This window comes from Cupriavidus sp. IK-TO18, assembly GCF_015549295.1.
Classification (GTDB): Bacteria; Pseudomonadota; Gammaproteobacteria; order Burkholderiales; family Burkholderiaceae; genus Cupriavidus; species Cupriavidus oxalaticus_A.
Genome location: NZ_JADGMP010000008.1, coordinates 75,331 through 97,822 on the forward strand (window position 1 = coordinate 75,331; position 22,492 = coordinate 97,822).

Below are 22,492 nucleotides of genomic sequence, written 5' to 3' on the forward strand. Positions count from 1 at the left end.
CCGCTGCTCGCGAATGCGAGGGGGCGGGTATCGGCGACCAGCTGAGTGTGCCAAGGCTGGCCAGCAGGCATGATGGCAACTATGTGCCATTCCGGCCTGATTGGCGCCCCCCAAAAGGGGGCTAAGGCATTTACGCGGACCGAGTGCCGGCTGTTTCAGGTCGGCGCGAAGTCGGTACTGAACTTCCGGGTCAAGTGTGGTGGGCGCGCCAAGCATGCATCTGGTGGCTAGCCAATGACGTCAGGCCCCAAAACCTGCACGCTGCAACCGCTCAGCTGCCACAGGCCGCCCCAGCAAAAACCCCTGCCCCCGATCACACCCAATCTCCCGCAGAAACCCCAACTGCTCTTCGTTCTCCACCCCCTCCGCCACCACCGTCAACCCAAGCGACCGCGCCATGGCAACAATCGCCCGCAAGATCGCACTGTCACGCCGCCGACCATCGATACCAGCAAGAAACGACCGGTCCACCTTCAGCGTATCCACCGGCAACGTCTGCAAATACGTGAACGACGAATACCCCGTCCCAAAATCATCAATAGCAAGGCTCACCCCACGCCGGGCGAGCTCACCCAGCAGCGCTTCCGTCACCTCATTGCCAGTCATGGCCATGCTCTCGACCAGTTCCAGCTGCAGCCTGCCAGGCGGCAAGCCGGTATCGCTCAGGATCGTGGTGAGGTCATGCAGGAACTGCTCGTGGCGGCATTGCCGCGCGGAGAGGTTGACGGCGATCCGGCCGAACGCGAAACCCTCTTCGATCCAGCGGCGCGCCTGCCTGCAGGCTTCGCGCAGTACCCAGGCGCCGATCGGCATGATCAATGCCGAATCCTCGGCGGCGGTGATGAACGCGCCCGGTGCCAGCAGACCCCGCGTCGGATGCTGCCAGCGCAGCAGCGCTTCCACGCTGACGATGGCCCCGCTGCGCAGGTCGAAGACCGGCTGGTAGTGCAGGCGGAATTCGTTGGCCGCCAGGGCGTTGCGCAGCTCGGTTTCCAGCGTGATCCGCTCCATCGAGGATGAGGTCATCTGCGTGGAGAAGAAGCGGAAACTGTTCTTGCCTTCCTCCTTGGCCGCGTACATGGCGCGATCGGCCTGCATCAGCAGCTGTTTCTGGTCGGTGCCGTCGTCGGGGTAGATGCTGATGCCGATGCTCGGTGTCACGAACACGGTTTGTCCGTTGGTGTCGATGGGGTGCCCGACCGCGCTCAGCAATCCCTGGGCAATCTGCGCGACGTGGCGGATGTCTTCGATGTCCTCGATGACCACGGTGAATTCGTCCCCGGCCAGGCGCGCCACCGTGTCGCTTTCGCGAACGGCTTCCCTGAGCCGCCGGGCGATGACCTTGAGGGCCTGGTCGCCCACGCCGTGCCCCATGGTGTCGTTGATCAGCTTGAAGCGGTCGAGGTCGATGAACATCACGGCCACCCGCCTGGCGGCACGCTCGGCACGGGCGATGGCCTGCTTCAGGCGCTCGCTGAACAGGGTACGGTTCGGCAGGGCCGTGAGGGCATCGTGCATCGCCAGGTGGTTCAGGCGCTCCTCGTCCATCCGCTGCTGGGTGATGTCCGAAAAGATGGCGGCGTAGTGCGTGCAGTCGCCATCGGGGCTGTAGATGCCGGAGATCGACAGGTACTCCAGGTAGAGTTCACCGTTCTTGCGGCGATTCCAGATCTCGCCCTGCCAGCTGCCATGCTCGCGCAGCTGGCGCCACAGCGACCGATAGAACTCGGGGCCCTGTTTACCGGAGTTCAGCATGCGCGGGGTCTTGCCGATGGCCTCGGCCAGGGAATAGCCGGTCAGTTGCGTAAAGGCCGGATTCACCCGCTCGATCACCCCGTTGCGGTCCGTCACCATGACGCCGTCGAGCGTGGCATCGAACACGCGGTCTGCCAGCTTCAGGTGATAGGCGGATTGCAGCAGGGCTTCATCGCGCTCGCGCAGCGCCAGCTGCAGCTCGTGCACATACTCGTATTCGATATGGCTCAGGATGTCGGCCAGGCTCAGCACACCCACCAGTTCGCCGTGGTCGTGGTGCTGGTCGTCAAATATGCCGACATGGCGTATGCGGTGTTCGATCAGCGTCTGGCGAGCCGCGTAGAGGCTTTGGGATCGCCGCAATGCGCGCAGGGGGCGCGCTGCGTGTTCGGCCACCGTGCCGCCCAGCGCATTGGCGGCTGCCAGGCGGACAATATCGCGTTCGGTCAGGATGCCGTACTCGCCTGCGGGGTAGCGGACGATGATGGCGCTCAGCCCGCCGGTGCGCATGGCGTGCATCGCGTCGGGCAGGCTGGTGTCGGGCGCCAGCACGACAGGCCGGGACAATCTGACCGAATCGATCGGCCTGGTGCGCAGGAAGAATTCCGCACCGTGGCCCATGACAAGATCGGTCTGCGAGAGCATGCCGAGCGGGCGTCCGGCGTCGTCGACCACCAGGCAATGGCGGATACCCTTGTTCTTGAAATGGACGACCGCATCGCCAAGGCGCGTGCGGCCGGGCAGGGACTGCACGGGATGGCTCATCAGCGCGCTGATCGGCCCGCACAGCGCGTCGCACGAGTCGCCGAGCGCCAGCGCATCGCGTTCGGTCCAGATGCCGACAGCGCGCCCCTGGTCCATCACGACGATCGAACTGCAGCGGCGCTCCGCCATTCTGGCGACAACTTCGCTGACGGGCGTCAGCGGCTCGCACTCCAGCGTTGATTTCGATACCAGGCGTTCGATCTCGATATCCAGGGTGTGATGCGGCATGTCGTACCCGTAATGTCTGTGTCTTTCTTTTGTTCAGCGCTATCCTTTAGCGCTCGCCAGCATAGTGGCGGGATCGGTGGCGACCGTTGATGTAGATCAAGGCGGAATCTGCGTGTGCCAAATGGATACGCTGGCGAGGGCGCGGATAGCGCGGTGCCCGCCGACGAGTGACATGCCGGCACGGACGGCTTGCTGATCACGGGACAGAACCCGGCGTCCTCGGACCCCGTTGCCAATGCGCTGCTCACGCACTTGAAGCATGGCTGATGAGACGAGCATAGGGGCCGGGAGCACGATCAGGGCCGATGGGCGTCTTCGCGAGCGGCGATGCCAGACGAGATTCGGGAAAATTCCGTATGCAATTTGGATTCGCGCTATTGAGTGAGTGTCTGACGTAGGCTTTGATATTCGATTCCCATCGACTGGCGCCAGCCACTCCCCAGATGACGAATCGCATCCACCGCAGAACACTTCTCACCCTGGCGGCCCTCACATTGCTTGGCACTGGCGGATGCGCCACCAAGGCCTTGATGGACAAGGCGACTAAAACCGAGTACCGGCGATACGAGGAGACGGTCAGCCAGGTGCTGGTCACCGCGGACGGCAAGAGGCTGGCGGTTCTTGGTCCGAAGTATCACTACATCTTCGATGTACCGGAGGGTTTGGTGCAGTTGCTGGACTCGCCGCTGCACCGGAAAATGTCGGCCCGCTTTGATGTCTTTAACGTCAAGGCAAATGGCGATGTCGAAGGGCAGTTTGCCTTGATTCTCGAGCAGGCAAGCCAGGAGGACCGGCTGGCCGCCAAGGCCTTCGGATTCACCGATTTATCGACGACCCGCGCGGTGCGGTGGTTTGCCTTGCAAGGCTCCCGCTACTCCGCTGCCAAATTCAGCATGCCGGCGGGCACCAGGCCATTGAATCAGCCTTACCGGGTCGAGGTCAGGGAAGCGCTGCCGAACGGCGCGAGGGAAGCGCTGGTTGTCATGACGCCACTGACGGTTGCTGCGGATGGCGCCTTGATTCTGCTGGCGATCCCGCTGATACCGCTGGCACTAGTGGTGATGCGCGACTTGCAAACACTACCCATCGGTTTCTGATCTACAGCCCACGACTAGCATCGTTGAGATGACGTCGATTCCTACCAGCTGACCAGAGCAATCCGATACCTGCCTCTGCGGGCGCTGGCTATAAAGGAGCTCCACCTCTCACACGGCGGAAGTGCTCTATGGAATCTGATCGCATCTACCTGAAAACCGGCGAGGAAATCGGTGGGCACGCCGGTGCCACCATTGCCCTGACGCCTTCGACCGACAAGCGGCGCGTGAGCCTGCAGGTGCCGCCTGCCAGGGTGATTCCCATCATCTTTCTGCCGGGCATCATGGGCAGTAATTTGCGCATGAGCCGCACGCGCCAGAAGGAGATCGGGCGTACTGACAACATCGCATGGCGTCCCGACGACCGTTGGGACGCCCTTGCCCGTCGCAGGGATTCGCCAGCCCTGCGGCAACGGAACTTCGACCCCGACGCGACCGAAGTGGACCGTTATGAAATCACCGAGGATGCCGGCAAGTTCGACATGACCGGCGCGGAAACGGTGGACTCCGACAAGCGTCACAGCAATGTGCCGGACGGACTGCCCGATATCGGCTTGCTGATGAGCGCACCGTTACCGCCAGCCGGCGAGGAATGGAAAGCCAGGCGCGGCAATCATGAATCCACGGCGGCGCAGAAGGCGCGCTGGCGCGGATGGAGCGAAGTCATGTTCGAGACGTACGGCACCGTGATCAAGCTGCTGGAGGCGCATATGAACGACATGTTGGTCCCATCGTCCAAGGAGCTCTCGCCAACCTGGAAGCACGGCAGGAAGGTAAAGGTGCTGGGCGTCGATCCCGCCTACTGGGGCGGCGCGGGCGATGCGCTCACCGAGGACGATATCCGGCGCGTGTCGAACTGCTGGTACCCGGTCTACGCGATGGGCTACAACTGGCTGCAAAGCAACGGTACGTCGGCGCGGAAGATTGCCAGTCGCATCGACGAGATCATCGGAATGTACAAGGCCAAGGGGCGGAAGTGCGGGAAGGTGATCGTGGTCACTCATTCCATGGGCGGGCTGGTTGCCCGCGCGCTGCTACATCCGGACTACGGCAACGCGAAGGACAAGATTCTCGGGATCTACCACGGTGTACAGCCAGCACTCGGTGCCGGGGCGGCCTACAGGCGCGTGCGCGCGGGCTTCGAGGCGCAGACCAGTCTGTCTGGGGAGCTTACGCGGGATGTCTTGGGCAGAACGGGCAAGGAAGTGACGGCAGTCTTTGCCAATGCTTCCGGGGCATTGGAACTCTTGCCGAACGCCTCATATCCGCGCGGCTGGTTGCGGCTGCAAACATGCGACTACCGTCAGGTGATGGCGTTGCCGATCGTGTCGGACGAACCGTTGAAAGCGTACCGGGATGATCTGGAACTGCACCGGACGCTGGGCGTGAGCAAGCCAGCGGCGCCCGTGGCTATTGGCGATCCGGTCTATGACATCTATGGGCGAAACCCGCAGGCGTGGTGGCGGCTGCTGAATCCGGAGTGGATCAATCCTGCCGACAAGAAGTATGAACGTGCGGATCCTTACGCATTGGCTAAACAGCGGATTGCCGACGCACTGGACTTTCACAAAAACATCAAGGACCTGTATCACCCCACCACTTATGCCAGCTATGGTCATGACAGTGACCAGAAAGCCTACGGCAGTGTGACTTGGCGCGCGGACACTACCGATCTGGCGCCGCACGGCGACCCGCTCACATGGACGCTACAAAGCGAGGACGCCGAAGGCCGCATCGTGGTGCGCACCAAGAGTGGTCAGCCGTTGACGCTGCGCCTGGAGCCTCCGGAGGACGCTGGGGACCAGACGGTGCCGGCCAAAGCCTCGGCCGAAGCCGTGCGCGGTACGCTGTTCCGGCAGACCGGCTACGAGCATCAGGACAGCTACAAGAACGATCAGGTATTGGCGAGCACACTGTACTCGATCATCAAGATCGCCAACACCGCCGAATGGTGGGATCAATGATCCGCCGAGCCCTAACCATAAGCTTTGCCGCTTTGCTGGTCGCGGCCTGCCAATCGCATACCTATCCGGGGAAGAACATGTCGGAACCCGCTGCACTGTCACCGCGCTTGCAAACGCTCTTCGCCAAGACCAGGCAGGTATGTTTTGGACGCTACGTGATGGAGGTGCCGGCGGAAGCCAAGTTGCTGTGGGGCTTCCAAGAGTTTCCGGGAAAGATCGTCGCACACATTGGAGCCGCTGGCGAACTGAAGGAGGTGGCGCAGGCGTATCGCGACAAAGTGCTTGCGGCAAACAAGACTGCCGAGATTCCCTATTTCGGGCCGGGACCTATTCACAAAAGCATCGAAGTTCGATCGTTTGAGAGCAAAAATGCGAAAACATTTGGAGTCGAAAAGGCAAGGACATTCGTGTCAAATGGCTCACACCTGTTTGAATGGTTCTACGGCGGCGAGGAGCTCGCCCCTTTGGTAGCCGGCATCCGCGCACGCGACAACGCCGACATTCCAACTGCTCCAGGCGTCTGCATCGACCACGGCTTCGTCGCGGACGCATCCGGCACATTCCAGGAAATCTTCAGCGCAGGTATCCGTCTGCCAAGCTTTCCGGATGTCAGCTTTTCGGTGGACTCCAACAAGCTGGCGACCGTTGACGACACCGATGACGTCGGATTGCTGGCCTCGATCGCCCAGCAAAAGAAGGATCTCGGCCACCGCTATCCAAAGCTGACGACCTTGCGGGAACGCAAGCGTACGGTCGGCGTCTGGCAGGGCGAGGAATCGCTGGTCCGCCGTGCGGATGGCACGCATGACTTCGAATGGGAGGCCGTGGGCAAGGAACGCTCAACGCTGCACCCCGCCTGGATCAACGCGAAGATGTACACGAAGGTGGCCGCCAATCGTGTCGGGGCCGCAGACACGGCATCGTTGAGCGACGAGGAAGCCATTGCCCTCTGGAACAGGCTGCTGGATGGCGTGCGCTTTCGCGTCAACGCGCCGCCGACGCAGACGGGTGGTCCCGTCACGGTGCGCTCGGACGAGATCACGCCCTTGTCTGGCATGTGGCGCGCCTCGCTTCCGCCCGGGCACCCGCAGGCAGCGTGGGTGGCCAGCAAATCCAGCATCGTCAGGCAGAAAGGCATGCCGATGGTCCGCTTCGGGCTGTCGCCCGCCGACGAAGCGCTGGTGGTGTGGACGTGGATGGGCGAGGCTCATTGAATGAGCCGCTGCACTGCTGCACGGCGCGATGGACGACCGTCTAATACACCCCCGGCACCATCCGCCACGTCCGCCCACAGTACGCCGCATACTCATCGCCAAACTGATCGAGCAACAACGCCTCTTCCGCGCGGATCCGCGCCACCAGCACAGGCACCATCGCCAGCGTTAGCACCACGCCCACGCCTGAGCGGAACCCGAGTACCCACCCCAGCGAACTGATCACGAACCCGAGATAGCTCGGATGCCGGATCACGCCATAGATGCCGGTCGTCACCAGCGTATGCCCGGGCTGTATCGCCACCAGCCCGCTGAACCGCCGCCCGAGCACGAACACCGGCCACAAGCGCAGCACGCCGCCAGTGGCAAACAAGGCCACGCCGATCCAGCGCACGGTATCGCCGTCCAGCGTCCAGAAGCCGATGCGGTCGGTATAGGCCGGCAGGTAAGCCGCAAGCAGCCCCAGCACGCCGAACGCGCCCAGCACCCAGCGGTTGCCGCGGTCTTCGCGCATGCCGCTGCTGATGTTGCCGCCCGAGAACAGCGCGGCCACGGCCAGTGCAAACAGCACGATGGTGAGTGCCACGCGCGCGGGATGCGCGAAGAAGGCGCCGATGCCGCCCCAGCCTGCGATTGCGATGGCCAGGTAGGCAACGGTGCCGGCGAGGGTGGCGAATGCCAGGCCGGGAGTCGGGCGCATGGAGACCTCCGCTGCGACGATCGATGCACCTGTGTAGCGTAAGCCCGGTAGGCTTGGCTGTCGAGCGGGCGTGGTCGTGCTTAAATTGCGGGTTTCACCCCGCTGCCGATGCGCCGACGTAGCTGGGCGCCATGAAACGCCAACGCCATCCCGCCATGCCACTGATCGATATCCAGAACCTCCAGCAAGCCGCCTTTGCCTTTGGCGAGGCCCGCAACTGGGGCAAATACCACAGCCCCAAGAACCTGGCGATGGCGCTGAGCGTCGAGGTGGCCGAGCTGGTCGAGATCTTCCAGTGGCAGACCGAGGATGAGTCGCGTCAGGTCATGTCGACGCACAAGCGTGAGCATGTGGAGCAGGAGCTGGCCGATATCACCATCTACCTGACGCAGCTGGTGACGGCGCTGGGTGTGGACCTTGACGCCGCGGTGCGCGCCAAGATGGAGATGAATGCCCGGAAGTATCCGTTGCCGGAGTGAGCGGGCGGGTTGCATGCGCTGACATCGGCAACGCAGGCCTGCGTCGCATTGCGCGACGGCGGCCCGGCCTCATGAGCCGGATGCTCCCAGGATGCATAAGAACAGCACCGCATTCAGCACCAGCAGCCCGCTGACCGTCAGCGCCATGGCCGATGCGTCGCGCAGGCGCTCGCGCAGGCGGTGCCCGCCCGGCAGCCATTCCCCACGCGTCCTGCGGGACCAGCAGCAAATGCCCGCGCCGCACATGCCCAGCCACGCCAGCGTGCCAAGCGATTCCCATCCGGTTTGCCGGGGTGCCTGCGCGCGCGGCGGCGACGTACGTAGCGGTATGGAAGCCGGGGGCGGACGATCGACTGCGGCGCGGGGGACGGGGTCTTCAAGAATTCCCGATTCGACTACGGGACCAGGCGGAGGCTGCGGCGCGATGTCCGGTGGCGCTGGCTGCGGCTCGTTCGGCCGCGTTAGCCTGGGCGCCATCTTTGGTGCCGCTTGCGGCTCGTTCTTCGCAATGCTGTGCACGGGCGCCTCGGGTTGCGACGCGGTGGCGCGAGGCTCCGGCTTGCGGTTCCGGTGCGGGCGCCAGCTGGCAAAGACGTTGTCCAGGCATGCCACCGACGTGCAGGCATCCCGGCGCCGGCGCCATGCGATGACCTCGTCCTGCCCGATTTCCCCGGCGCGCAGCAGTCGCTGCTGCTGCGCATGAATGCGTTCGTGATTGCGATAGAGCATCGCGTAGTCGCAGATCAGGGTGGCGGCGCTTGGTTGCCGGTGCTCCCTGCACGGGCTGCCGGAGGCGAACAGATCGTCGCAGCGCGCGGCTGGCTGACGCAGCGTGTGCTTGCAGGCGATATCCGACGCCTGCGCACCGGCGGTGAGCAGAAGGTTGATCGAGATGCAAACGGCCAGTTGGCCCGGAAGCCTTGTCATGCTGTCGCCCGGGGCAAGCCGAGGGAGGCGGCGCAAGCGGGGCGTCGATGGGCTCCTATTCTGGGGCTCTGCGGCGGATGTTCGGTGCGGTCGCGCACGGAACGGCAGGGGTATCCCGGCCTGAGCGCAAGGCCATGACCGGCGTTACGCCAGGATCCAGAACAGCACGATGCTGTTCACGGCGATCAGTCCCGCCGATACCAGCACGATCCGCGCCGCGGTCCGCGTCCGTTCGCGTCGGCGCGCGGCATCCGGCAGCCATTCAATCCGCCGCCTCCGGCACCACCAGGCCAGGCACACCCCGCACAGCCCCAGCCACGCCAGCGCGACAAGCGTTTCCCATCTGCGTGGCAAGGTGCCATCCACGGGGTAGGCGGGGGTCCATAGGGTGGCTGGGCCGCGAGGTGGCTGATGGATCGCAACCGAGGCGATGGGGCGCTCAGGGGTTTCTCTTCCGGTCGCGGCCTCGGGCCTGAGCTGTGGCGCGGGCACTGAGGCGGAATCCGGGAGCGGCGGGTCGATCGTGACCGGCGCGATGGGAAGCGCCTTGATGTTCCTGTCGGCCACAGGCTCAGGCGGAAGCTGCGGTGCAGGTGGTGAGACGGTATCGGGGAGCGATCGGTTCTTCTCGACAGGGGCGGGCTGTTCCCGGCTTGCTGTAGACGCCACGGCCGTAGCCGGCAGCGTGTCCCGCTGCTGCCGTTCGTGCCGCTCTTCCTGCTGCCTCTCCTGCTGCCGCTCCTGCTGCTTCACCCGCGGCTCCGGCTTCCCGACAGGCGTAGGCTGCCGGACCTCAGCCTTCTGTCCGGCAGCATCCGGCTTGCTCTTCCTGGTAGCGCGCGCGGGTTGTGCAGGCACCCCCGGGGGCGCGTCGGCGGCGGGAATGGGTTTCTGCCTCGCGTAGTCGCGCCAGTTGGCGAAGGCCCTGTCCAGGCACGGCACCGAGGTGCAGGCATCCCGTAGCCTTCGCCATGCGGCGATATCGTCCGGCCCGAACTCACCGGTGCGCAAGCCCTGCAACTGCTCCGCGTAGACGCGTTCATACGCGCCGCGGAGCATTGTGTAATCGCAAATGAGGGCCGCGCCACTGGGCGGCTTGTCCGCATGCCTGCACGTATTCCCTGGGGCCGACTGGCCGTCGCAGCGGGCGGCCTGCGAACCCAGTCCATGATGGCAGGCAATATCCGACGCCTGCGCACCCGTGGTGAGCATCAGGCTGAACGCGACGCAGGCGGCCAGTCGGCCAGGAAGCCTTGCCATGCAATTTTCCCGCAGTAGCGGGATGCGGTGCGCGATGGCGCCGAAGGGTTCCTATTCTCGACCTGCGCAACGGAAGCTCGGTGCGGTAGCGCACTCAACCCAGGCATTCCCGGTCGTGGAGGGGCAGGCCCGAAACCGTGGCGTCAGCCATGCTCAGTTGTGTGCTCTGCCTCCGGGCCGGCGGGCGCCCGCGCGGTAATCATCCAGCAGGCTGCGGTGAAGGGCACGGTCTCGCCCTGCACATAGGGCCTGAAGGCGTTGCCGACGACTTCGACAACCTGGGCACGCGTGCCTGCGTCTGCGTCGCGCAGCGCCAGGCCGACGGGGCCCAGGCTCGTGAAGTAGTCTTCCAGCGCGTGCGCCGGCAGCGCGCATGCCACGTCGACCGGCGTGATGTCGATGGCGGTCCAGCCGCTGTCCTCGAGGATGGACCGCACCAACTGGCGATCGCCGAACGCGAACTGGCCAGGCCCACCCGGCTGGCGGGGTGGCAGGTTCGGCAACAACGGCGCAGCGGCGCGCTCGGCAGTGGTCATGAAGGGGTTGTCTGCCGCGCTGCGCCAGGCGATGCAACGCAACGCGGCGCCCGGCTTTGCGGCACGCCGCAGGTTGGCAAACGCGGCGACCGGGTCGGTGAAGAACATCACGCCAAGGCGCGACACGATGGCGTCAAAGCTGCCTGGCGCGAAGGCATGGGCTTGTGCATCCGCGTGGACGAACGTGGCCGGCACGCCTTCCCGTTGCGCGCGCGACCGCGCCACGTCCACCAGCGGGCCGGAGATGTCGATGCCCGTGCAATGCCCGCGCGCACCGGTCAGCCGCGCGAGGGCCAGCGTCGTAGCGCCCGCACCGCATCCTACGTCGAGCAAGTGCTGCTGGCCGGCATCGACCGCGCCGGCCAGCAGCGCTTCCATCGGCTGGAGCATCCGGTCAAGCAGCGCCTGCTGCGCTACCCATGCCTGGCCGGTCGGGCCGTTCCACAGCGCGGCTTGTTCGCCGGCGCCACTGCTTGTTGCCTGCTTGTCACCCATGGTTGCGTCCTCCTGCACGCCATCGCGGCGGCGAAGCTACACTGTGCCAGTTCAAGTCAACTTGAGGTCAAGCGGTGACAAGCCTGGATATCGCCGAAGTGGCGCAGCAGGCGGGCGTGCCTGCGTCGACGCTGCGCTTCTATGAGGAAAAGGGCCTGATCGCCCCGATCGGCCGGCGTGGCATGCGGCGCGTGTACGACGCCGCGGTGCTCGAACGCCTGGCGCTGATCGCGCTCGGGCGGGCGGCGGGATTCTCGCTGGACGACATCGCCCGGATGTTCTCGCGGCAGGGCGGGCCGCAGATCGACAGGAAGCTGCTCGCCGCCAAGGCCGATGAGCTGGACCGGACCATCCGGAAGCTGACGGCGATGCGGGACGGATTGCGGCACGCGGCTGCGTGCCCGGCGCCGAGCCATATGGAATGCCCGACGTTCCGGCGGATTCTTGGTGCGGCGGCATCGGGGGCGATTGGCGGGCGCCGCAAACGTACGGCCGCCGCTTAAGCCGGCGCGAAGGCGGCCTGCGGCCAGCCTTCGCGTGGCCAGCCCCCTTACCCCAGCCTGAACTGCCCCACCGCCCCCGCCAGGCTTCCCGCCTGCGTCTGCAATGCCGCGGCCGCCGCGGTCGACTGCTCCACCAGCGCCGCGTTCTGCTGGACCATCTCATCGAGCTGGCTGACCGCTTTATTCACTTCTTGAATGCCGCGCGTCTGTTCCATCGATGCGTGAGTAATCTCGTTAATAATTCCGGTCACCTTCGACACGTTGCTGACGATCTCGTCCATGGTCTCGCCGGCGCGCCGGACCTGGCCCGAGCCGGAGGTGACACTGCCCACCGTGGACTCGATCAGCGTCTTGATCTCCCTGGCTGCCTGCGCACTGCGCTGGGCCAGCGCGCGCACCTCGCCCGCGACCACGGCAAAGCCCCGGCCCTGGTCGCCCGCACGCGCGGCTTCCACGGCGGCATTCAACGCCAGGATATTGGTCTGGAAGGCGATGCCTTCAATCACGCCGATGATGTCCGAGACCTTGACCGAGGCGTTCTCGATCTGGCCCATGGTGGCGATGACTTCGCCGATCACCACGCCGCCATCGGCGGCCACGCGCGAGGCGGTGCTGACCGACTCGTTGGCATGCTGCGCCGAGTTGGCCGACTGGCTGACGGTGGCTGTGATTTCTTCCATCGACGCCGCGGTCTGCTCCAGGCTGGCGGCGGCGGATTCGGTGCGGCGCGACAGGTCGATATTGCCGGCGGCGATCTCGTCGGACGCGGCGCGCACGGATTCGCTGGCTTCGCGGATCTGGCGCATGGTGGTGCAGAGCTTGTCGGCAAAGGTGTTGAAGGCGCGCGCGATCTGCGCGACTTCGTCGTTGCCGTGCGCCGGCAGGCGCTGGGTCAGGTCGCCGTCGCCGGAGCCGATGGCGTCCATGGCGTCGCGCACGGTGCCGAGGCCGCGCAGCGACATGGTCGCCACGCCCCACACCACGATGGCCGCAACGCCGGCGATCAGCACCAGCGCGATCACCGAGGCGATCAGCACCGAGCGCATGCCGGCGGTGGCCTCGGCCTTGTCGAGCGCGACGATGACCATCCAGTCGGTGCCGGCGATGGCGCGCGCTCCGAGCAGCTTGGCGCTGCCGCCGACATCGACCTGCAGCGGCGTTGTCGCACCGGCCAGCGTGCCGAGCGTGTCCGCGGTCAGCGCGGGGATGAGGTCGGTGACGGGCTTGAGCGTGAGCTTGTCGTCGGTATGCGCGACGATCTCGCCGGACTTGGCGACCAGCATGCCGAAGCTCGCCGGCGTCGGATGGATCGCCTTGACGTTGGCGACCACGGTGTCCATGGCGACGTCGCCCGAAACCACGGCCTTGATGCCGCCGTCGCGGATCACCGGCACGGCGAAGGCCACCACCAGCTTGCCGGTGCCGGCATCGACATAAGGCGGCGTGACCACCGGCTTGCCGGCCGCGGCGGCCTGCTTGTACCATGGGCGCCCGGTGGGATCGTAGTCGGGCGGGATGCCTTCGGGCTTGGAGAACTTGGCGGTCTTGTCGGCATAGCCGACGTAGACGTTGGCAAAGCGGCCGGCATCGGCAATCTGCCTGAGCGCGGCATCGGGTTCGGGCTGCAGCACGGCGTCCTGCAGGGAATTGATCATCTGGCTGTGCGACGCCACCCATTCGACGATGGCGCTGGTGTGGCCGCTCTGCACGGCGGCCAGGCTGCTGTCGATGGCGTCTTCGTTGTAGCGGCTGGCGACGGACTGGTTCAGCGCCGTATTGATGGCGAGCGCGGCCACGACAATGGCCACGCACAGGGCCATGATCCGGGCGCGGAGGGTATTAAACATCGGGGGAGTTCCTTCGTAGGGAATCGTTGGGGGCGTTTGTTCGTGGGATTTCCACCCCGCTGTATACGGTGCACCCGCTTGCCGACTTGAGGCAGGAAGGCGAGATGTTTGGAATTCACCGAAGTTGATGACGCAACGCACCCACTTGCTGTGTGATCGGAGCGTCGTTCAGGATACTGAGGCGAGGCTTCCTTACAACGCATTACAAAGGCTTACACCGGGTATGCGTTTCGCAGCATATTCTCCGATCAACCTATGACAAAAATTGGAGAGACACCGTGCTGAACCTTTCACACTCATCCACGCCGCTGCGCATCCTGGCGCTGAGCGGCGCGCTCGCGCTGGCCGCCTGTGGCGGTGGCGGTGGCGATGATTCCGGTGGCCAGGGAACGCTGAAGGTCTCGATGACCGATGCGCCCGCCTGCGGCTATGACAATGTCTTTGTAACCGTCAACAAGGTGCGCGTGCACAGCAGCGCCAATGCCGAGCCCGGCGCCGGCGGCTGGGTCGATATCGACGTGGTGCCCGCGCGCAAGATCGACCTGCTGTCGCTGACCAACGGCGTGCTGACCACACTGGGCCAGACCGTGCTGCCGGCCGGCAACTATCAGCAGGTACGGCTGGTGCTCGACGCGAACCGCGGGGGCGGTTCGGGTGCGCTGGCCAACTCCGTGGTGCCCACCGGCGGTACCGAGCAGGCGCTCGATACGCCCAGCGCGGTGCAGTCCGGCATCAAGATCAACCGCTCGTTCACGGTCGCGTCCGGCACGCTCACCGACCTGGTGCTGGACTTCGATGCCTGCAAGTCGGTGGTGACGCGCGGCAACGGCACCTATGGCCTGAAGCCGGTGGTGACGGCGATTCCGACGGTGGTCAGCGGCGCGGTCACCGGCGTGGTGGCCTCGGCCCCGGGCGCACGCGTCTATGCCGAGCGCAACGGCGTGGTGGTGAAGGCGACGGTGGCCGATGCCAACGGCAATTTCACGCTGTCGCCGATCGAGCAGAGCAGCACCGCCGGCGCGGTCGACGTGGTGGTGGTGCCGGGCGAAGCCAATGGCCGTGGCACGGGCATCGTACGCAGCGTGCCGGTTGTGGCGGGCGGCAGCACGGCGATCTCGAATTCGGCATCGCCGATGTCGCTGCCGACTTCCGCGTACCGCCGCGTCTCGGGCACGGTGACGCCGGCTTCGGCCGAAGCGACGCTGCGCGCGCTGCAACTGGTCAACGGCGGCACCTTCGAGATCGCGGCGACCGCCGCGGAAACCAATACCGGAGCCTACAGCCTGTTCGTGACCGAGCGGGCGCTGCCGGTGGCCGCGCCGGTGATCGGCACCTACCAGGCCTCGCTGCCGATCCCGCTGCAGCCTGACGGCGCCGCGGGCGGCAAGTACAGCGTGCAGGCCACCAGCAACAGCGGTGCGGTGGTGACGCAACAGGTCGATGTGAATACTGCCGATGTGATCCAGAACCTGTCGTTCTGAGCGGGCCCGGGTTAACGGGGGACCAGCCGGAAACGGGCGCAAGCCTGCTTCCGGCTTCTTCGTTTCTGGCGCCTGCCCGGTTCGGCATGGCGCCCCGCTGGCCGCGGTTTCCCGCTAGACTTGGACTCTCGCGTCCAGGGAGATCGCGCCATGGCAGCACGCACCGCGGCCAAGTCCGCACCTGCGCCGGCAGCTGAGCCAGCGTCTGCGCCGACAGCAGCGCGGCGCAAGCCCGGCGGCCTGTTCCGGGTCGGCATCGGCGGCTGGAATTTCGCACCCTGGCGCGACAACTTCTATCCGGCCAGGCTGCCGCAATCGCGCGAACTGGCCTACGCCAGCCGGCACCTCAGCGCGATCGAAATCAACAGCACTTATCACGGCACGCAAAAGCGTTCGTCGTTTATCAAATGGCGTGATGAAACGCCGGAAGATTTCGTGTTTGCGGTAAAAGCGTCGCGCTTTGCCACCAACCGGCGCGTGCTGGCGGAATCGGCCGAATCGATCGAACGCTTTATCGACAGCGGCATTGCCGAGCTGGGCCCCAAGCTGGGTCCGCTGGTCTGGCAGTTCGCACCGACCAAGCAGTTCGACGGGGAGGACTTCGAAGGTTTCCTGCAACTGCTGCCGGCTTCCGTCGAAGGCGTGAAGCTGCGTCACGTGCTCGAAGTGCGGCATGACAGCTTCATGACGCCGGACTACCTGAAGCTCGCGCGCAAGTACAAGGCCGCCACGGTGTTCACCGATTCGCCGAAATTCCCCTCGATGGCGGATTTGACCGGGGATTTTGTCTATGCGCGCCTGATGGAAAGCAGCGAGAAGCTGAAGACCGGCTATGGCCCCAGTGCGCTCGACGAATGGGCCGGACGCGCGCAGTCATGGGCGCAGGGCGCGCAGCCGGACGACCTGCCGGTGCTCGAAGACCGCAAGCCCGCGGCACCCAAGCGCGGCAAGCGCGAAGTCTTTGTCTTCTTCATCAACGGCGCCAAGGAACGCGCGCCGGCCGCCGCGCAGGCGTTGCTGGAGCGGCTGGGCTGGACGCCGCCCGCCGACGCGGATGCCTGACGCCGGCTCGCTATAATCCCGCATGAACTCGACCCCTGTCCAAGCACCCTCGCAGCCGCAAGCCGGCCCCGCTTTTTCCACCCTCCCGCTGTCGCCCGCCATGCTCGCCACGCTGGCGCAGCTCGGCTACGACGAGATGACGCCGATCCAGGCGGCCAGCCTGCCGATCACGCTGGCGGGCCAGGACCTGGTCGCGCAGGCCAAGACCGGCAGCGGCAAGACCGCGGCGTTCGCGCTGGCGCTGCTGAACCGGCTCGATCCGCGCCGCTTCGACGTGCAGGCCATGGTGCTGTGCCCCACGCGCGAGCTGGCCGACCAGGTCACCCAGGAAATCCGCCGCCTCGCGCGCGCCGAAGAGAACATCAAGGTGCTGGCGCTGTGCGGCGGCTCGCCGATGCGCCCGCAGGTGGATAGCCTTATTCACGGCGCGCATATCGTGGTGGGTACACCGGGCCGGATTCTTGATCATATCGATCGCGGCAGCCTGGACCTGGCGGCGATCAGCACGCTGGTGCTCGATGAAGCCGACCGCATGCTCGACATGGGCTTCTTCGACGATATCGCTTACGTCGCCAGCCGTTGCCCGAAGGAGCGCCAGACGCTGCTGTTCTCGGCGACGTATCCCGAAGGCATCGACAAGCTTGCCCACAAGTTCCTGCGCAAGCCGCAGTCGCTGAAGCTGGAAGCGACGCACGACAACGCCACCATCCGCCAGCGCTTCTATGAAGTGGAAGAAGGCGAGCGCCTGGGCGCGGTCGGGCGGCTGCTCGACCATTTCCGCCCGGCCAGCACGCTGGCGTTCTGCAATACCAAGGCGCGCTGCCGCGAGCTGGTGGAGCTGCTGCGCGCGCAGGGCTACCAGGCGCTGGCCCTGCATGGCGACCTGGAGCAGCGCGATCGCGACCAGGTGCTGGTGCAGTTTGCCAACCGCAGCTGCTCGGTGCTGGTTGCCACCGACGTGGCCGCGCGCGGGCTGGATATCGCGCAGCTGGAAGCGGTGATCAACGTCGAGATCACGCCCGATCCCGAGGTGCACGTGCATCGCATCGGCCGCACCGGCCGCGCCGACCAGGAGGGCTGGGCGTTCAGCCTGGTCAGCATGGACGAGATGGGACGCGTAGGTAATCTCGAGCAGCACCACGGCGGCGAGTTCGAATGGCATTCGCTGGCCGAACTGACGCCCGCGAGCAGTGAGCGCCTGCTGCCGCCGATGGTGACGCTGCAGATGCTTGGCGGCCGCAAGGAGAAGATCCGCCCCGGCGATATCCTTGGCGCGCTGACCGGCGAGGCCGGCTTCACCAAGGAACAGATCGGCAAGATCAACGTGCTCGATATGTCGACCTATATCGCCGTGGAGCGCAGCATCGGCCGCGAGGCGGTGAAGCGGCTCAACGCCGGCAAGGTCAAAGGCAAGAAGGTGAAGGTGCGACTGATGACGGAATAAGTGGAAGCCCGCAGTCGTGGGTGCGCCACAACATCGCTTACAAAGATTCGCGTAAGTCACCCTGTAAGCCGGCGCATTCCTTTGCTACTCTGGTTCCATTGGTCGCAAGGCAGGTAGCGCCAGCCGCATGATTTCTCGACGGAAGAGGAGTTGGTGATGAAAACTGCACGCCAGGTTCTGGAATCCAAGCCGACTCAGGCCATCTACAGCATCCCGCCGACGGCGACGGTCTATGCCGCGCTGCAGCTGATGGCCGAGAAAGGGATCGGCGCCCTGCTGGTCATCGAGCACGGTGACATCAAGGGCATCCTGAGCGAGCGCGACTATGCGCGCAAGGTGATCCTGATGCAGCGTACTTCGCGCGAGACGCTGGTACGCGACATCATGACCACCTCGGTGATCTACGTCAGTGCCGGCCAGAGCACTGACGAATGCATGGCGCTGATGACCAAGCACCGGCTGCGCCACCTGCCGGTGATGGAAAACGATGAACTGGTCGGCATGCTGTCGATCGGTGACCTCGTGAAGGACATCATCTCCGAGCAGCAGTTCATCATCGAGCAGCTGGAGCATTACATCCATGGGGGTGGGCATTAGGCAATGCGTTGGGCTGGTGGGGAATTGATGCGCCGGCCCTGCCCCCTGGCCCTTCTCCCGCGGGCGGGAGAGGGGAGAAAACCGTAGGGGTTTGACGACATGCCCCGCGGCCTCCCTTAGCGCGATATGCGCCGACCGCATATAATTATGCGGTTACTGAATTACGGTCACTCCGCTGCGGCCTACCGGCCGTTCCTGGCGGACCTTCCGGCCGGCAATTCCCCCTTCCCTGTGTTTCCCTCGCGGCACTGTGCCGCGTACCCGTGTCTGCAATGTCGTCGTCCGCACCCGCCGCCCAAGCCATTCCAACGCCCGTCCACGACCATCGCGCCATCATGCGCGTCATCGGCGGCATCGTGCTGTGCATCCTGCTGGCGGCGCTGGACCAGACCGTGGTGATCCCGGCGGTGCCGGCCATCGCCAACGACCTGAACGGGTTCGGCCACCTGTCGTGGATCGTGACCGCGTACCTGATCGTGTCGACGGTGACCACGCCGCTGTACGGCAAGCTTTCCGACAGCTTCGGCAGGCGCCGGCTGCTGATGGTGGCGATCACGCTGTTCATCGGCGCCTCGGTGGCGTGCGCGCTGGCGCAGACGCTCGGGCAGCTGATCCTGTTCCGCGCGCTGCAGGGCGTGGGCGGCGGCGGGCTGATGTCGCTGGCGCAGGCGGCCATCGCCGACGTGGTGGCGCCGCGCCAGCGCGGGCGCTACCAGGGTTACCTGGCCACGGTGTGGGCGGTGGCGTCGATCGCGGGGCCGCTGGTGGGCGGCTGGGTGTCGGACTACATGTCGTGGCGCTGGCTGTTCTGGGTCAACGTGCCACTGGGCCTGCTGGCGATGGCGATGTGCCATCGCGGCCTGGCGATGCTGGCGCCGCGCGGCGGTCCGGCGCGCGTGGACTGGCTGGGCGCGCTGCTGCTGGCGGTGGCCATCGTCGCCTTCCTGCTGGCGATGAGCTGGGGTGGCGATGTCTACGACTGGCTCTCGCCTGAGCTGGCCGCCCTGCTGCTCGCCGCGGCCGTGGCGGTGGCGCTGCTGGCGTGGCAGGAGCGCCGCGCGGCCGACCCGATGCTGCCGCCGCGGCTGTTTGCCAACCGCGCCTATGTGATGGGCGTGGCGGCGTCGGCGCTGTCGGCGCTCAACATCTTCCTGTGCATCTTTGCGTTGCCGCTGCATTTCCAGCTGGTGCGCGGTGCCGATGCTTCGACTTCCGGCCTGCTGGTGATGCCGTTCCTGCTGGCAACGGTGGCGGGCAACTTTATCGTGGCATGGGTGGCGCCGCGCGTAGGCCGCATGCGCGGCATCCTGACGGCGGGCTATGTCGCCGGTGCGCTCGGCCTGATCGTGCTGGCGCTGGTGACGCCGGCGGTGCCGCTGGCTGTCGTGCTGATGGCGATGACGCTGGCCGGCGTGGGCCTGGGCATCACCATGGTGGCCACGCTGATGAGCGTGCAGAACGTGCTGGAGCGCCGCGATACCGGCGCCGGCACCGGCGCGCTGCTGGTGCTGCGCTCGCTCGGCAGCGCGCTGGGCGGGGCGCTGGCGGGCACGCTGCTGACGCTGGAATTCCGCCATGCGCTGGCGGCCTCGGGCGTGAAGCAGGCGCTCGACCTGGGCGCGCTGCGCCATGGCAGCGAAGCGCTGGCGCAGCTGTCGCCGGCGGTGCGGCACGTGCTGGCGGGCGGTGTCGAGTCGGGCTTCCAGCTGATCTTTGCCGCCGGTGCGGCCGCGTCGGTGCTGGCGCTGCTGGTCGTGCGCAGCATGCCGGACTTGGAGCTACGCAGCAGCGTCACCGAACACGCGGCGACGCTGGCCATGGACTGAAGCGGCGGGCGGCAGCGGCCCCGCCATCGGCGTAGACTACGCGTACCCGATACAGCGAGCCGACCCCTGGAGCCCCGTCGCCATGTTCCGCCGTTCCGTGATTACCCATCCCGTCGCCTTCGCCGCCGTGGCGTTCGCCGCGGCGGCACTGCTGCCCTCGCCTGCCCGCGCCGCCGACAAGCCCGCAGCGCCCGTTGTGGCGACGCAGGCGGGCGCTTGCCCCGCATCGCTCAACTTCACCTTCCCGCGCCTGCAGGACGAAGCGCCGCAGAACCTGTGCCAGTACGCCGGCAAGGTGGTGCTGGTGGTCAACACGGCAAGCTATTGCGGCTTCACGCCGCAATACGAAGGGCTTGAGGCGCTGCACGCCAAATACAATGCGCGCGGGCTGGTGGTGCTGGGATTCCCGTCCAACGATTTCTCGCAGGAGCCGGGCTCGGAGAAGCAGATCGCGGACTTCTGCTACAACACCTACGGCGTCAAGTTCCCGATGCTGGGCAAGTCGCACGTGCGCGGCAGCGACGCCAACCCGATGTACGCGCTGCTTGCCAGACAGACCGGCACCGCGCCCAAGTGGAACTTCTACAAGTACCTGATCGGCCGCGACGGCAAGGTGGTGGCCAGCTACGACAGCCGCACCAGGCCCGACGACAAGGAACTGGTGGCGAAGATCGAATCGCTGCTCGGCGCGCAGCGCTGAGCGGCGCCCTCCCCGCACCACCTCCGCGCCAGCTCAGTCGCGCACCAGCCCTTCCGCGCGCATTGCTTCCTGTACCGCGGGCCGTGCGGCCACACGTGACAGGTATTCCTGCAGCGACGGGTAGGCGGTCAGCGGCATCATCAGCATGCGCGCCCAGCCAAGGATGGTGAAGCAGTACGCATCGGCCACGGTGTAGCGGTCTCCCATCAGGTATTGGCGGGTTTGCAGGTGGCGGTCGAGTTCGGCGAAGCGCGCCTGCAGCTTTGCCTTGCATGCCTGCTGCGTGCTTGCCGCGGTTTCCTTGTGCCACAGCCACGGGCTGAACACCTTGTGCAGTTCGGTGGAGACCAGGGTCAGCCAGCCGGTGGCTTCCAGCCGCTCGCGCGTGCCGGCGGCGGGCAGCAGGCCGCGCTCGGGCACCAGATCGGCGATGTACTGCAGCAACGATGCCACTTCGGTATGGCGCGAGCCGTCGACCAGCTGCAGCAGCGGCACATAGCCGCGCGGGTTGATGGCGTAGTAGTCGTCGCTGCCGTTCTCGGGCTGTGCCAGCTTGTGGTGTTGCAGGTCGACCTGGGCCAGCGTAACGGGCAGGCCGGCTTCGCGCAGCGCGATGTGGACGGACATCGAGCATGCGCCGGGGGAGTAGTAGAGCTTCATCGCGATCCTGTTTGGGGTGGGCTGGCCGCCACGCCATTGTGGGGCCGTGGGAGCAGTCTAGGATCGCGGATTCGGTGCGGCAATGCGCGGGCGTGCGGAGGGGGATTGCAGATTTGCACAGCCCGCGTGCGTCGATGGCGCGACTGGATCGCGCCATCGTGGCTCAGGCAATCACTCCACTTCGCGGAACAGCCGGCCCCACCCTTTCAGCTCGCGCGTATCCACGCCGCACAGCCGCAGCGATTTCCACACCACGGTAGAAATGGTGTCGTACAGCGGGATCCCCGTCTCGGCTTCAAGCTCCTCGGCCAGGTGCGCCGCACGCAGGTTGGTGCAGAACGTGGTGATTGCCTGCGGCCCATGCTGCGCGAGGCCGCGCACCATCTCGCGGATGGTGTCGGCTTCGACTTCGGCAAAGCTGTAGTTCACGTGCAGGTCGAGGTGGCTTTCCGCCACGCAGTGAAAGCCGCTGCGTTCGTAGTTGGCGATGATGCGCTGCTGCACGTCGTCCAGGTACGGCGTGGCCAGGCCGAAGTTGCGCGCACCGGTCTTTTCCAGGATCTCGTTGAGCGCCAGCACCGAGGTAGTGGCCGGGATGCCGGTCGCCTCGGTGATCTGCCTGCACAGCGCTTCATCCTTGTCGAAGCCGAGCCAGCCGGACGAGGTGCCGTTCCAGGCGATGACGTCGACGCGCGCATCGGCCAGCAGGCTGGCGGCGGCCAGGATCTTGTCGAGGTTGAACTGCCCCAGCGCCTGGTCGCGCAGCGAGATCTCGGTCACGGTGAAGCGCGAGAAATGCGCGCTGACATTGGGCAGGCCGGCAACCATCGCGCTGGTGATGGGCTCGAGCGCCGTGTTGGAAGACGGCGTGAGCATGCCGAGTCGGATTTGCTTGGTCATGTTGTGTTCAGGAGTAAACGTGGGGGCTGGGACGTTGCCGGCCCCCTGCTTGTCT

The 22,492-nt window shown here is 65.9% G+C and carries 19 protein-coding genes; 11 read left to right on the forward strand and 8 right to left on the reverse strand.

Going from position 1 to position 22,492, the window contains the following annotated elements; genetic code table 11:
* Positions 1–240: 240 nt before the first annotated feature.
* Complete coding sequence (locus IPF36_RS08145; protein ID WP_195427742.1) at positions 241–2,748, reverse strand: EAL domain-containing protein; 2,508 nt, start codon at positions 2,746–2,748, stop codon at positions 241–243.
* A gap of 443 nt (positions 2,749–3,191) precedes the next feature.
* Here IPF36_RS08145 and IPF36_RS08150 point away from each other — a divergent pair, with 443 nt between their 5' ends.
* From IPF36_RS08150 to IPF36_RS08160, 3 genes are all read left to right on the forward strand, one after another.
* Positions 3,192–3,845 (forward strand): hypothetical protein, encoded by a 654-nt coding sequence (locus IPF36_RS08150; protein WP_195427743.1) that lies wholly within the window; start codon positions 3,192–3,194, stop codon positions 3,843–3,845.
* Positions 3,846–3,973: 128 nt separating this feature from the next.
* Entirely contained in the window at positions 3,974–5,806 is a 1,833-nt protein-coding gene (locus IPF36_RS08155) for a hypothetical protein (protein WP_195427744.1), read from the forward strand.
* Positions 5,803–7,020, forward strand: coding sequence for a T6SS immunity protein Tli4 family protein (locus IPF36_RS08160; RefSeq protein ID WP_195427745.1), 1,218 nt, complete (start codon positions 5,803–5,805; stop codon positions 7,018–7,020). The genes IPF36_RS08155 and IPF36_RS08160 overlap by 4 nt, the downstream gene beginning before the upstream one ends.
* Before the next feature lie 40 nt (positions 7,021–7,060).
* On the opposite strand, the gene IPF36_RS08165 is transcribed toward IPF36_RS08160, so the two are convergent.
* On the reverse strand, positions 7,061–7,720 hold the full coding sequence (locus IPF36_RS08165; protein WP_195427746.1) for an isoprenylcysteine carboxylmethyltransferase family protein: 660 nt from the start codon (positions 7,718–7,720) through the stop codon (positions 7,061–7,063).
* Positions 7,721–7,875: 155 nt separating this feature from the next.
* Here IPF36_RS08165 and IPF36_RS08170 point away from each other — a divergent pair, with 155 nt between their 5' ends.
* Positions 7,876–8,199 carry a nucleotide pyrophosphohydrolase gene (locus IPF36_RS08170; RefSeq protein WP_133096663.1) on the forward strand — a complete coding sequence of 108 codons (324 nt, stop codon included), beginning with the start codon at positions 7,876–7,878 and terminating at the stop codon, positions 8,197–8,199.
* Between the two features lie 69 nt (positions 8,200–8,268).
* Here the strand turns inward: IPF36_RS08170 and IPF36_RS08175 are convergent, their stop codons facing one another.
* The 3 genes from IPF36_RS08175 to IPF36_RS08185 form a co-directional block, all read right to left on the reverse strand.
* Positions 8,269–9,126, reverse strand: coding sequence for a hypothetical protein (locus IPF36_RS08175; protein WP_195427747.1), 858 nt, complete (start codon positions 9,124–9,126; stop codon positions 8,269–8,271).
* A 144-nt stretch (positions 9,127–9,270) separates the two neighbouring features.
* Positions 9,271–10,386: a hypothetical protein gene (locus IPF36_RS08180; RefSeq protein WP_195427748.1), complete on the reverse strand. Its 1,116-nt coding sequence runs from the start codon at positions 10,384–10,386 to the stop codon at positions 9,271–9,273.
* 143 nt (positions 10,387–10,529) lie between these two features.
* Positions 10,530–11,417 (reverse strand): class I SAM-dependent methyltransferase, encoded by an 888-nt coding sequence (locus IPF36_RS08185; protein ID WP_195427749.1) that lies wholly within the window; start codon positions 11,415–11,417, stop codon positions 10,530–10,532.
* A 74-nt stretch (positions 11,418–11,491) separates the two neighbouring features.
* Here IPF36_RS08185 and IPF36_RS08190 point away from each other — a divergent pair, with 74 nt between their 5' ends.
* Entirely contained in the window at positions 11,492–11,920 is a 429-nt protein-coding gene (locus tag IPF36_RS08190; RefSeq protein WP_135704081.1) for a helix-turn-helix domain-containing protein, read from the forward strand.
* A gap of 47 nt (positions 11,921–11,967) precedes the next feature.
* Here the strand turns inward: IPF36_RS08190 and IPF36_RS08195 are convergent, their stop codons facing one another.
* Complete coding sequence (locus IPF36_RS08195) at positions 11,968–13,767, reverse strand: methyl-accepting chemotaxis protein (protein WP_195427750.1); 1,800 nt, start codon at positions 13,765–13,767, stop codon at positions 11,968–11,970.
* A gap of 278 nt (positions 13,768–14,045) precedes the next feature.
* On the opposite strand from IPF36_RS08195, the gene IPF36_RS08200 reads away from it, so the two are divergent.
* The 6 genes from IPF36_RS08200 to IPF36_RS08225 all read left to right on the forward strand — a co-directional run bounded on the left by IPF36_RS08200 (position 14,046) and on the right by IPF36_RS08225 (position 20,877).
* A complete protein-coding gene (locus IPF36_RS08200; RefSeq protein WP_135704083.1) occupies positions 14,046–15,248 on the forward strand; it encodes a DUF4382 domain-containing protein in 1,203 nt (400 codons plus the stop codon).
* Positions 15,249–15,398: 150 nt separating this feature from the next.
* Positions 15,399–16,310, forward strand: coding sequence for a DUF72 domain-containing protein (locus IPF36_RS08205; RefSeq protein WP_195427751.1), 912 nt, complete (start codon positions 15,399–15,401; stop codon positions 16,308–16,310).
* A gap of 22 nt (positions 16,311–16,332) precedes the next feature.
* Positions 16,333–17,754: an ATP-dependent RNA helicase DbpA gene (gene dbpA / locus IPF36_RS08210; protein ID WP_195427752.1), complete on the forward strand. Its 1,422-nt coding sequence runs from the start codon at positions 16,333–16,335 to the stop codon at positions 17,752–17,754.
* Between the two features lie 156 nt (positions 17,755–17,910).
* Complete coding sequence (locus tag IPF36_RS08215; protein ID WP_133096672.1) at positions 17,911–18,351, forward strand: CBS domain-containing protein; 441 nt, start codon at positions 17,911–17,913, stop codon at positions 18,349–18,351.
* Positions 18,352–18,623: 272 nt separating this feature from the next.
* Positions 18,624–20,177, forward strand: a complete 1,554-nt coding sequence (locus IPF36_RS08220; RefSeq protein WP_195427753.1) for an MDR family MFS transporter — start codon at positions 18,624–18,626, stop codon at positions 20,175–20,177.
* 82 nt (positions 20,178–20,259) lie between these two features.
* Positions 20,260–20,877, forward strand: coding sequence for a glutathione peroxidase (locus IPF36_RS08225; RefSeq protein WP_133096674.1), 618 nt, complete (start codon positions 20,260–20,262; stop codon positions 20,875–20,877).
* Positions 20,878–20,910: 33 nt separating this feature from the next.
* On the opposite strand, the gene gstA is transcribed toward IPF36_RS08225, so the two are convergent.
* Entirely contained in the window at positions 20,911–21,537 is a 627-nt protein-coding gene (gene gstA / locus IPF36_RS08230; protein WP_133096675.1) for a glutathione transferase GstA, read from the reverse strand.
* A gap of 171 nt (positions 21,538–21,708) precedes the next feature.
* A complete protein-coding gene (locus IPF36_RS08235) occupies positions 21,709–22,437 on the reverse strand; it encodes an aspartate/glutamate racemase family protein (RefSeq protein WP_029047813.1) in 729 nt (242 codons plus the stop codon).
* Positions 22,438–22,492: the final 55 nt, after the last annotated feature.

What these genes read in the sequence shown, in the direction of transcription:
- IPF36_RS08145 (WP_195427742.1), bottom strand. Translation starts at nt 2,748, where the DNA reads ATGCCGCATCACACCCTGGATATCGAGATCGAACGCCTGGTATCGAAA.
- IPF36_RS08150 (WP_195427743.1), top strand. Translation starts at nt 3,192, where the DNA reads ATGACGAATCGCATCCACCGCAGAACACTTCTCACCCTGGCGGCCCTC.
- IPF36_RS08155 (WP_195427744.1), top strand. Translation starts at nt 3,974, where the DNA reads ATGGAATCTGATCGCATCTACCTGAAAACCGGCGAGGAAATCGGTGGG.
- IPF36_RS08160 (WP_195427745.1), top strand. Translation starts at nt 5,803, where the DNA reads ATGATCCGCCGAGCCCTAACCATAAGCTTTGCCGCTTTGCTGGTCGCG.
- IPF36_RS08165 (WP_195427746.1), bottom strand. Translation starts at nt 7,720, where the DNA reads ATGCGCCCGACTCCCGGCCTGGCATTCGCCACCCTCGCCGGCACCGTT.
- IPF36_RS08170 (WP_133096663.1), top strand. Translation starts at nt 7,876, where the DNA reads ATGCCACTGATCGATATCCAGAACCTCCAGCAAGCCGCCTTTGCCTTT.
- IPF36_RS08175 (WP_195427747.1), bottom strand. Translation starts at nt 9,126, where the DNA reads ATGACAAGGCTTCCGGGCCAACTGGCCGTTTGCATCTCGATCAACCTT.
- IPF36_RS08180 (WP_195427748.1), bottom strand. Translation starts at nt 10,386, where the DNA reads ATGGCAAGGCTTCCTGGCCGACTGGCCGCCTGCGTCGCGTTCAGCCTG.
- IPF36_RS08185 (WP_195427749.1), bottom strand. Translation starts at nt 11,417, where the DNA reads ATGGGTGACAAGCAGGCAACAAGCAGTGGCGCCGGCGAACAAGCCGCG.
- IPF36_RS08195 (WP_195427750.1), bottom strand. Translation starts at nt 13,767, where the DNA reads ATGTTTAATACCCTCCGCGCCCGGATCATGGCCCTGTGCGTGGCCATT.
- IPF36_RS08205 (WP_195427751.1), top strand. Translation starts at nt 15,399, where the DNA reads ATGGCAGCACGCACCGCGGCCAAGTCCGCACCTGCGCCGGCAGCTGAG.
- dbpA (WP_195427752.1), top strand. Translation starts at nt 16,333, where the DNA reads ATGAACTCGACCCCTGTCCAAGCACCCTCGCAGCCGCAAGCCGGCCCC.
- IPF36_RS08215 (WP_133096672.1), top strand. Translation starts at nt 17,911, where the DNA reads ATGAAAACTGCACGCCAGGTTCTGGAATCCAAGCCGACTCAGGCCATC.
- IPF36_RS08220 (WP_195427753.1), top strand. Translation starts at nt 18,624, where the DNA reads ATGTCGTCGTCCGCACCCGCCGCCCAAGCCATTCCAACGCCCGTCCAC.
- IPF36_RS08225 (WP_133096674.1), top strand. Translation starts at nt 20,260, where the DNA reads ATGTTCCGCCGTTCCGTGATTACCCATCCCGTCGCCTTCGCCGCCGTG.
- gstA (WP_133096675.1), bottom strand. Translation starts at nt 21,537, where the DNA reads ATGAAGCTCTACTACTCCCCCGGCGCATGCTCGATGTCCGTCCACATC.
- IPF36_RS08235 (WP_029047813.1), bottom strand. Translation starts at nt 22,437, where the DNA reads ATGACCAAGCAAATCCGACTCGGCATGCTCACGCCGTCTTCCAACACG.